Origin of the sequence: Companilactobacillus paralimentarius DSM 13238 = JCM 10415 (assembly GCF_001434985.1) — a bacterium.
GTDB lineage: Bacteria > Bacillota > Bacilli > Lactobacillales > Lactobacillaceae > Companilactobacillus > Companilactobacillus paralimentarius.
In genome coordinates this window covers 1-9,642 of sequence record NZ_AZES01000150.1, presented here as the reverse complement: position 1 = coordinate 9,642, position 9,642 = coordinate 1, and the positions used below count along the sequence as shown (strand labels likewise).

The 9,642-nt window shown below is 36.3% G+C and carries 10 protein-coding genes; 6 read left to right on the top strand and 4 right to left on the bottom strand.

Annotated elements, in window-relative coordinates; translation table 11 throughout:
- Positions 1-70: 70 nt before the first annotated feature.
- From ribD to ribH, 4 genes are read left to right on the top strand one after another with little or no spacing between them, the layout of a single operon-like run.
- The gene (gene ribD / locus FD33_RS11300; protein ID WP_199800314.1) at positions 71-1,102 is read left to right on the top strand and encodes a bifunctional diaminohydroxyphosphoribosylaminopyrimidine deaminase/5-amino-6-(5-phosphoribosylamino)uracil reductase RibD; all 1,032 of its coding nucleotides are present in this window, start codon (positions 71-73) and stop codon (positions 1,100-1,102) included.
- Positions 1,102-1,701 carry a riboflavin synthase gene (ribE, locus tag FD33_RS11295; protein ID WP_025086000.1) on the top strand — a complete coding sequence of 200 codons (600 nt, stop codon included), beginning with the start codon at positions 1,102-1,104 and terminating at the stop codon, positions 1,699-1,701. The genes ribD and ribE overlap by 1 nt, the downstream gene beginning before the upstream one ends.
- Positions 1,691-2,893, top strand: a complete 1,203-nt coding sequence (locus tag FD33_RS11290) for a bifunctional 3,4-dihydroxy-2-butanone-4-phosphate synthase/GTP cyclohydrolase II (RefSeq protein WP_025085999.1) — start codon at positions 1,691-1,693, stop codon at positions 2,891-2,893. The genes ribE and FD33_RS11290 overlap by 11 nt, the downstream gene beginning before the upstream one ends.
- 1 nt (position 2,894) lies before the next feature.
- Positions 2,895-3,374, top strand: a complete 480-nt coding sequence (gene ribH / locus FD33_RS11285) for a 6,7-dimethyl-8-ribityllumazine synthase (protein ID WP_025085998.1) — start codon at positions 2,895-2,897, stop codon at positions 3,372-3,374.
- Positions 3,375-3,392: 18 nt separating this feature from the next.
- Here ribH and FD33_RS11280 read toward each other — a convergent pair whose 3' ends face one another.
- From FD33_RS11280 to FD33_RS11265, 4 genes are all read right to left on the bottom strand, one after another.
- Complete coding sequence (locus FD33_RS11280; RefSeq protein ID WP_025085997.1) at positions 3,393-4,238, bottom strand: aldo/keto reductase; 846 nt, start codon at positions 4,236-4,238, stop codon at positions 3,393-3,395.
- 114 nt (positions 4,239-4,352) lie between these two features.
- Positions 4,353-5,012 (bottom strand): HAD family hydrolase, encoded by a 660-nt coding sequence (locus FD33_RS11275; RefSeq protein WP_056955983.1) that lies wholly within the window; start codon positions 5,010-5,012, stop codon positions 4,353-4,355.
- 24 nt (positions 5,013-5,036) lie between these two features.
- Complete coding sequence (locus FD33_RS11270; protein ID WP_025085996.1) at positions 5,037-5,762, bottom strand: alpha/beta hydrolase; 726 nt, start codon at positions 5,760-5,762, stop codon at positions 5,037-5,039.
- Between the two features lie 64 nt (positions 5,763-5,826).
- A complete protein-coding gene (locus tag FD33_RS11265) occupies positions 5,827-6,867 on the bottom strand; it encodes a CdaR family transcriptional regulator (RefSeq protein WP_025085995.1) in 1,041 nt (346 codons plus the stop codon).
- 253 nt (positions 6,868-7,120) lie between these two features.
- Here FD33_RS11265 and FD33_RS11260 point away from each other — a divergent pair, with 253 nt between their 5' ends.
- Both FD33_RS11260 and FD33_RS11255 read left to right on the top strand, forming a co-directional pair.
- Positions 7,121-8,404, top strand: coding sequence for a GntP family permease (locus FD33_RS11260; protein ID WP_025085994.1), 1,284 nt, complete (start codon positions 7,121-7,123; stop codon positions 8,402-8,404).
- 12 nt (positions 8,405-8,416) lie between these two features.
- Entirely contained in the window at positions 8,417-9,556 is a 1,140-nt protein-coding gene (locus FD33_RS11255; protein ID WP_025085993.1) for a glycerate kinase family protein, read from the top strand.
- The last annotated feature ends 86 nt before the right edge of the window (positions 9,557-9,642 follow it).

The following is a 9,642-nucleotide window of genomic DNA, read 5'->3' as shown; positions in this document are numbered from 1 at the left end:
AGAGTCCATTTGAAGTTTTCTTCGGGACAAAGTTGCGCTTGATTTGACAATTCGTCGGGGTGAATAAGAATTGAAAGATTTTATGAAATTGGCTTTTTTAGAAGCTAGAAAGGGACAAAACACGTGGACAAATCCACGAGTTGGTGCTGTCTTAGTCAAGAATAACCAAGTATTGAGTCAAGGACATCATGAGACTTTTGGTGAGGCTCACGCTGAAGTTAATGCTTTAAAAAAATTGAACGATATAACTAAGGCTAGGGGAGCAACATTATACGTTACTTTGGAGCCATGTTCACATTTTGGTAAGACGCCACCTTGCGTTCAAAAAATTGTAGAAATGGGAATTAAAAAAGTGGTGATTGGTCAAGTTGATCCTAATCCGATTGTCAGTGGAAGAGGAATCAAATACTTGCGGGATCACGATGTTATAGTTGAAAATCTTGAAGCTTCGACAAATTTGAATACTGCTTACAATTTTTTTTACAAAAATAAACGACCACTGATTACAGTAAAGTATGCGATGACCTTGGATGGAAAAATTAATCAAGATAAAAAAGTTAGATCTTTGATTTCTAATCAAAAAGCATATGAAGACTCTCAGCAATTACGTAGCCAGAATCAAGTAATTTTAATTGGTGAAAATACGTTAAAAATTGACAATCCAAGACTAACCGTTCGTAGTCAAAACTTAATGTTTCCCCCGATTCGAGCAGTGATGGTACGAGATATCAATATAGTTGATTTAAATAGTCACCTATTTCAATCTCAGGAACCAATTTGGTTTTTCAGTGCAACTAAAAATCAGCACAAACTGCCTAAGAACGTGCAGATATTTGTTGGCGAATGGAATCCACAGAAAGTTATCAAGCTGTTTGCTAAGAAGGGTTTGGAGTCAGTATTGATTGAGGGTGGTAGTCATCTTCAGGCTGATTTTGTAGAGCAAGGTCTGGTGGATAAAGTTGTAGTTTATTTGGCTAATAAGGTCTTTGGTCGTGGATTACCAGCTATATGGGATAAAAAAATACCCTCCATGCAATTTAGTGATTTAGACGTGGAAAAATTGGATTCAAATCTAAAAATAACAACGTGGAGGATAGGTTGATGTTTACAGGCATAGTAAAAGATATTGGTCGAGTGATAGCGATAAAGGAATCTAAGAATAACTTTATTTTGACAATTGGGCATCACTTGGATTCAGTTCATTTGGGAGACAGTATTTCGATAGACGGTATCTGCTTAACGGTTACGAATCGAGAAGTACAGCAATTTCAAGTTGAAGTTATGCCAGAGACGGTTAAAAGAACCAATATTGCAGACTTCACTCCTGATGAGAAGGTCAATTTGGAGCCAGCATTGAAGCCTACTGACGAAATGGGTGGTCATTTTGTTTTAGGACATGTTGATACAACCGGTAAATTAATTCAGAAAGAAATCGCTGGAAATTCAACTTTACTGACTTTTTCGATCGCACCAGAATACCTACCAGATTTAATTGAGAAGGGTTCAATAGCCATCAACGGTGTCAGTCTGACTTTGATAAAAGTAACTGAACAAGATTTCCAAGTCGGTATTATTCCTTATACCAGTAAAGAAACTGTCCTAGGTGCTTTAAGCATTGGACAAACGGTCAATTTGGAAACGGATATTTTAGGAAAATACATTAATCAAGCATTTCAACGGGGGGATCAAAATGACAATTAAAGCAACTATTCAAAAAGTAGAACATGCTATTGAGGAGTTAAAGCAAGGCAAATTGATTATTGTAGCTGATTCAACAGAACGTGAAGCCGAGGGTGATATGATCGGTTTAGCCGATTTTGTAACTCCTGAAACAGTTAATTTTATGATTAAACATGCTAGAGGTTTGCTGTGCGCGCCAATGAGTGCTGATCGTGCCAAAAAGTTAGGTCTACATTTGATGACGAATTCGCATGATGCTTTTAATACAGCTTTTACAATCAGTACAGATGCCAAAACAACGACGACTGGTATTTCAGCTTTTGATCGTGCGAAGACCCTTAAAGAGTTGGCGACTTCCAATGATCCTGAAAATTTCTATCATCCAGGGCATATTTTCCCCTTAATTGCGAAAGACAATGGTGTATTAGAACGTGATGGACATACTGAAGCGGCAGTGGATTTGGCTAAATTAGCTCAAGTGTCGCCAGTTGCTTATATCTGTGAAGTTGTTAAGGAAGACGGCAAAATGGCTCGTAGACCAGAATTAAAGGCCTTTGCCCAAGAGCATGAGATGTCTCTAATTACGATTACGGATATTGTTAATTATCGTTTTGCATGTGATGACAATGTTTTGACTGAAGTTTCAGATGTTGATTTACCAACTAAGTATGGTCATTTTCGTTTGAAGTCATTTACTTTCAAAGATGAACCAGTATTAGTAATTTATAAAGGTCAAATTACACAGCAGAAGTCTGTTTTGATGCGAATTCATTCAGAGTGTTTCACTGGCGATGTCTTAGGTTCAGAACGCTGTGATTGTGGTGAACAGTTAGCAGATGCTTTGCAAAAAATTGAGGATAACGGTTCTGGAGCACTGATTTATTTGAATCAAGAGGGCCGAGGAATCGGGTTAATAAATAAATTACGAGCTTATCAACTTCAGGATCAAGGTTTAGATACAATTGAGGCCAATGAAAAATTAGGTTTTCCAGCTGATCAACGAAATTATCGGATTGCAGCAGCTGTGTTGGAAAAGTTGAAAATTAAGTCCGTTTCACTGTTAACTAATAATCCCGATAAAATTGAACAACTACAACAAATGGGAATTGACGTTAATCGTGTGCCATTGGAAATGAAACCTAATGTTCATGATCAACATTATCTAGAAACTAAGAAACAAAAATTTCATCATTTGTTAAGTGAGGTTAAATAAAATGCCAGAAATTACAGGACAATTAAATGGCGAGAAGCTAAAGATAGCTATCGTGGTTGCCAAATTCAATGAGATTGTGACAGGTAAGTTATTAAAAGGAGCTCAGGAAAAATTATGGCAACTGAATGTTGCTAAACAGAATATTACCGTAGTCAAAGTTCCTGGAGCAATGGAAATTCCTCGAATTGTTAAGTTATTATCTGAAAGTGGTCGGTTTGATGGAATCATTGCTTTAGGAGCAGTTGTGAAGGGCGAAACGGCACACTTTGATTATGTTTGTGCTGAATCGGCTGCAGGTGTCAGTCAGGTTTCCCTAAATGGTTCAGTACCAGTAATGTACGGTATTTTGACCACTGAAAATATGGTTCAAGCACTGAACCGAGCTGGAGGTAAAGCTGGGAATAAAGGTTCTGAGTGTGCCGTTGATGTTGTAGAAGTAGCAAATTTAGAGCTAGAAATAAAAAATAACGTGAGAAGATGATTTTCTCACGTTAAGGATTTAAATAGTTTCAAGCGATGGTTCTTGAGTAGGTTTAGGATAATATTTGTCTAAAAGTCTTAGTTCATCTTCTGTGAATTGAACATCTATCGCAGCTAGATTACTTTGCATGTGTGTGACTGAACCAGTTTTAGGAATGCTAAGCAGGTCATGATTTCGAATAACCCAAGCCAAAAGTAATTGGTGAACAGAAATATTTTTAGCTTGAGCCATTTCTTTGATAACTGGTTTAATGTTTAAGTATTCGCTACCGTCAGAGCCAAATGGTGAATATCCGACAAAGGACATGTCATGCTGTTTTTGCCAAGGTAGAATTGAATATTCAATTCCGCGACTGCCAATGTTGTAGAGGTCTTCATTAATACGGCAGTTTTGACCATTTTCTAAATTAGAAAGTTCTTTTAAATCAGCCAAATCAAAGTTGGAAACACCCCAATTTTTAATGAGACCGGTCTGAACCATTTGTTCTAAGCCAAAAATTGTTTCAGAAAGTGGAGTGTCACCACGCCAATGAAGCAGGTAGAGATCTAAGTAATCAGTTTGTAGCCGTTTAAGACTCGCCTTGAGACTTGTTTTAATTAATTCTGGTGTAGCATGGAAAGGATAGAATTTAGAAATCAGTTGTAGATCTTCGCGATGATAATCTTTCATGACGTTGCCAACTAAGGATTCAGATAGGCCTTCACCATACATTTCGGCGGTATCAATTAAGTTAATACCATGATCTAAACCGTATCTGATGGCTTGCATTTCTGCTTCAGTTTGAGCCTGATTACCTTCACCAAGATGCCAAGTGCCAATACCGATAGCAGAAGTGTTTTGATGATTAAATGTAATGTATTTCATGAATAAGCCTCGCCTTCTAATAGTTATTATTATCTTAATTATAAAACAGTGTTTACGTTTTATATAAAAATACCAACCAATATTGGGATAAATTGGTTGGTATTTTGTTATCAATTATTTTAAGAAATTTAATGTTGCTGTTAAATCAGAAACCATATGTGTTGGCAAAATAGGCGATGGCGTTTCAATCTGTGGACGATTAATCCAGATGGAAGGCCAATTCATTTTATCAGCGGAGATAATGTCGCTGTCGTAACCTTCGGCAATGTGCCAGTGATTTTGAGCTGTAAAACCATATTCTTTTTCAACAGTTTTAAAGAAACGTAAATCAGGCTTGTAGGCATGAACATCTTCAGCAGTCCAAACATCGAATGGAACTTTGAGACTTTGAACGTTTTTATCGATGATATCCCATGAAGAATTTGACATAGGGATGAGTTGATAATTACGGTCAATAAGTGTCTGCAACGTATTAATTACTTCTGGAAATGGTTTTAAGTTCTGATGAGCAATTAAAACATCAACGAAGTACTTTTCAAATTGATGTTCTAAACCAAATTGGTAATCTAAATGAATTAGATTATTTCGAGTAAGTAAATCGTAATCTAAATAGGGGTGCATATTATTACAATCATCCTGATAATTTTGAAAACGTTGGCGAGCAAGTGTTGAATCAACTCCAATTTTACGAGCTAATTTTTCGATTTCATCGTAAGTGTTGTTTTCATTTAGTAAAGTGCCATAACAGTCGAAGGTGAGATATTTTTTTGACATGACAAAGGCCTCTTTTTTATAGAATTATGATAACCAATCAAAAATATTTTGAATATTATTGCTCCAAACTTTCCAAGAGTGATCACCCTCAACTGGTATCCAAGTATAATGACCTTTGGCGTGAATAGATAGGAAGTTTTTGAACATGACATTGTCTTCATGCATAAAGTCAGTATCACCACAGAGAGTCAAAATAGGTAATTTGGGTTGACGATTATTATAAATATTAATTAATTGATTCTTAGCAATTTTTTCAGGACTATCAAAAATGGCATTGAAAGTATCTTTTGTCATAGGACATTTAGGATTATCTCGGAAGTGCTCAATGTCGGTAATAGGTGATAGAGCAGCCACTTTACCAAATTTATCTGGATTTTTAAAAGCAAATTTCAAGGCACCATAACCACCCATACTTGAACCAACAATGTAATTTTTAGATGGATCTTTAGAAATAGGTAGTAGTTTTTGCATTTTAGGCATAAGTTCATCCATAAAGAAAGAATAGTAGGAAATGAATTTAGAATCAGAGTAAAAAGAATTCAAGCCATCGGGCATGATGATAGCCATATTGTATTTACGAGCAATTTCCTCAATGTAAACATGTTTACTCCAAGCAGTACTATCACCTGTGTAGCCATGCAGTAACCAAACTGCCGTGTAATCTGTTTCATCAGTATCAGGAATAACAACAGAAGTTTTGAAGTATGTATGTAAGTAGTTTGTACGATAACTAAGATTCATTAATACCATTATTAGGCCTCTCAATATCAATTATTAGTATTTATGAAAATGGTAAACATAATTCTAAAAAAATTCAATGTTCATAAAGATATTTCTTGAAATGTAAATAGTTGGTATACAGTTCAAGCATGTCAGTAATATCGTGCAAATCAAGATTGAAATAGTCAGAAATTTTGTTTAATCGATAATTAGTCGTGTTCCGATGAACATTCAATCTAGTTGAAGTGTCGGTCACATTACCATTTGATTTGAAGTAACAATCGAGAGTGTCAATTAATTCAGTACCAGCTCTTGTTTTAAGTAAATTCTTGAAAGTATTAATGATTTTGTCTGAATAGAGTTGGTTTTGGAGTAATTTATTGAGAAAACTGATTTGGTAATAGTAGTAGATATCAGTTAGTTGCAATTCATAAACGACTTTAATAGTATCAATCGCTTGTTGAACAGCTTTTTTCAAATTGGTACTCTGATTACTGACACCAATCATGATTTGGTTGAGTTGACTAAATTTTAGATATTTTTCTAAATTGTCGGTGTTACGGGTGATAATCAATTGTTGATGCGGTGTTTTACTGAAATAGAAGTCACCTTCAAAAATTGTGGGTTGATTATCTGTTTCGAGGATAACGGCATAGCGCTTTAATTCTAGATTGATATTCAAAGCTTGAGCTCGGGACTTCAATTCTACGTTTTCAGAGATATTGTCGATTGTCGTCCATTGATAAAGAAAATGATTTAATGATTCTTTACGTTGATTTTCAGCCTTAGAACTATTGATCTGAGTAATTAGTAATTCAGTTGATACCTTCAGTAGTGAAGCTAATGGGGTAACTTTCTCAGGATCACCAGTGATACCGATAACGCCAATTGTTTTGCCTTGAAATTCGACAGGGATGTTCACACCAGGCTGTCCGAATTTACCAAAGGATTCAATCATAGGCTTGGTTTTACCACTTTCAATAGTTTCAATGGCACCAATGTGTAGAGTATTGATACGGTCCTTATTACCACTAGCGATAATATAACCTTTTTCATTCATCATATTAATATTGTACGGAATACTTTCCATCATCCGATCAACAATGGATTGTGCTAATTTGGGGTCTAATTTCATAATTTTATCCTTGTTAAAGATTAAGCAAAGTTGCCTAGAAGCTTAAATCTGATATTTGTGCATATAAATATTTTACATTATTTTAAATTTTAAAAACATTGATTTATCAAGAAAATACATTATTTTTTAATATATTATCCAATTATTTTTGTGCATATGTACATTGATTTAGTAAATCTATCAAGGTATTATACAAAAGTTAATAATTGTTCAATATTTAACAATTACCGTGTTTTTGAGGAGGATATTAAAAATGGTTATTGCTTGGTGGGCAGCCTTGTTAGGTTTGCTTTTAGCAATTGGATTGATTTTGTTCAGAGTTAATCCTATTTATGCATTGATTTTGGGAGCAATTGTTGGTTGCTTAATTGGAGGAATGAATCTTTCACAGACAACCGATGTAATTGTCAAAGGTAGTTCTGGCGTTATGGGGACAATTATCCGTGTTATTGCGGCCGGAGTTTTAGCTGGAGTAATGATGGAATCAGGTGCAGCTAATGTGATCGCATCTAATATCGTCAATCATTTCAGCGATAAATTAGCTATTTTAGCTTTGGCTTTATCGACAATGGTCTTAACTGGTGTAGGAATCTTTATTCCTGTGGCCGTTTTGATTGTGGCACCGATTGCTTTAGAAGTTGGTCAAAAGATGCATTACAGTAAACTTTCATTATTAGTAGCTCTTTCTGGTGGGGGTAAAGCTGGAAATATCATCTCACCTAATCCTAATACGATTGCAGCTGCCAAAGGTTTTAATGTTGAGCTTTCACAAGTTATGATTGCAGACTTTGTGCCAGCAATTGTTGGTTTGATCGTAACGGTACTTTTAGCAACATTGATCAAGAATAAAGGAACTTTTGTTTCGGCAGATCATAAGTTTGAGACTAAAGAGGATAAGGATTTACCAAGTCTGAGGGCTGCAATTGTGACGCCATTAGTGGCTGTTATTTTACTTTTGATTACACCTGTAGGCGATATTTTGGGAATTAAGGCGTTAGCCACATTTAATTTAGATGCAATGTATATTTTACCAATTGCCGGACTGGTTGGAACTTTAGCAATGGGACAACGTAAAAAGTTTTTGAAATATATGTCAGGTGGATTGGCACGAATGACTGACGTAGTGTTGATTTTAATTGGCGCTGGTGCGATCGCTGGCTTAGTTTCAGCATCTGATTTACCACAAAAAGTAGTTGAGATAGTCAAAGTTTCGGGAATCTCCGGAACCTTCTTAGCTCCAATTGCTGGTATTTTAATGGCTGCAGCAACAGCATCAACTTCTACTGGTGTTATCTTGGCATCAAACTCATTCAGCAAATCAATCATGTCCTTCGGTATTTCTGGTACAGGTGCTGCAGCGATGGTTCATACCGGAGCAACTGTCATCGACCAATTGCCACATGGTAACTATTTCCACGTAACGGCCAAAGCTGTTGATATGCACTTTAAGGAAAGAATGAGTGTTGTTTTGTGGGAAATGCTAGTTGGACTTTCAATGACGATTGTAGCAACATTAATGTATGGAAATTTGTTCTAGAGGTGGATTATGATGAAAATAGTTTTGGCTCCAGATTCATATAAAAATTCATTAACAGCTAAAGAGGTCGCTATGGCGATGCACAAAGGATTTGCTAAAGTTTATCCGGAAGCAGATTTTGTCGATGTGCCAATGGCCGATGGTGGCGAGGGAACCGTTCAATCTTTAGTAGACGCTAAAAACGGACAAATCATTACGGAAGAGGTAATTAATCCTTTAGGCCGTAAAACGGAAGCTCACTATGGCTTGATTGATGACGGCAAAGTAGCCGTGATCGAAATGGCAGAGGCTAGTGGAATCCAATATATTAATCAATTTACGCAAAACCCTTATATTACAACAACTTTTGGAACGGGTGAGTTGATTAAATCGGCCATCCAAAAAGGCGCTAAAACAATTATCATCGGAATTGGTGGATCAGCAACTAATGACGGTGGTGCTGGTATGGCTCAAGCGTTAGGAGCTCACTTATTAGATGAAAAAGGTCAAGAACTTCAATATGGTGGGGCCATGTTGGAAAAATTAGACAAGATCGATGCATCGGCTATGTTGCCGGAATTAGCTGATGTGAAAGTTATTATCGCTTCGGATGTGACAAATCCACTAACTGGTCCTAATGGTGCCAGTCATGTATTCGGTCCGCAAAAAGGTGCTAATGAAGAGATGGTCGAATTCTTAGATAAAGCTTTGTCTCATTATGCTGATATTTTAAAGAGGGATCTTGGAAAAGATTTAAAACAAGTCCCTGGAGCTGGTGCCGCAGGTGGATTGGGAGCTGGACTATTAGCCTTCACACATTCGGAAATGCGCTCAGGAGTTGACATAGTAGTCGACTATACAGATTTAAAAGATAAGGTAAAAGATGCTGATGTGGTAGTGACTGGTGAAGGTCAAATTGACTTTCAAACCAAATTTGGCAAGACACCAATTGGCGTTGCTAAAGCGACCAAAGCGGTTAATCCTCAAGCAACAGTCATCGCGATTGCTGGTTCTGTCGGTGAAAAAATATCAGAACTTTATCCTTTAGGAATTGATGCAATCTTTACTTGTGTACCTGGTGTAGAGGAATTATCAAAGGCAATTCAGGATACTGATAAGAATTTGCAACAAGTTTCGGAGAATATTGCTCGTTTGATTAAGAATACTAAATAAGAAACAACACCTATTCAGGGATGTAATTTGGGCTCTTTGTCAAATCGTATTGATGAATAGTTTTTGTATAGAAGACAACCTCATGT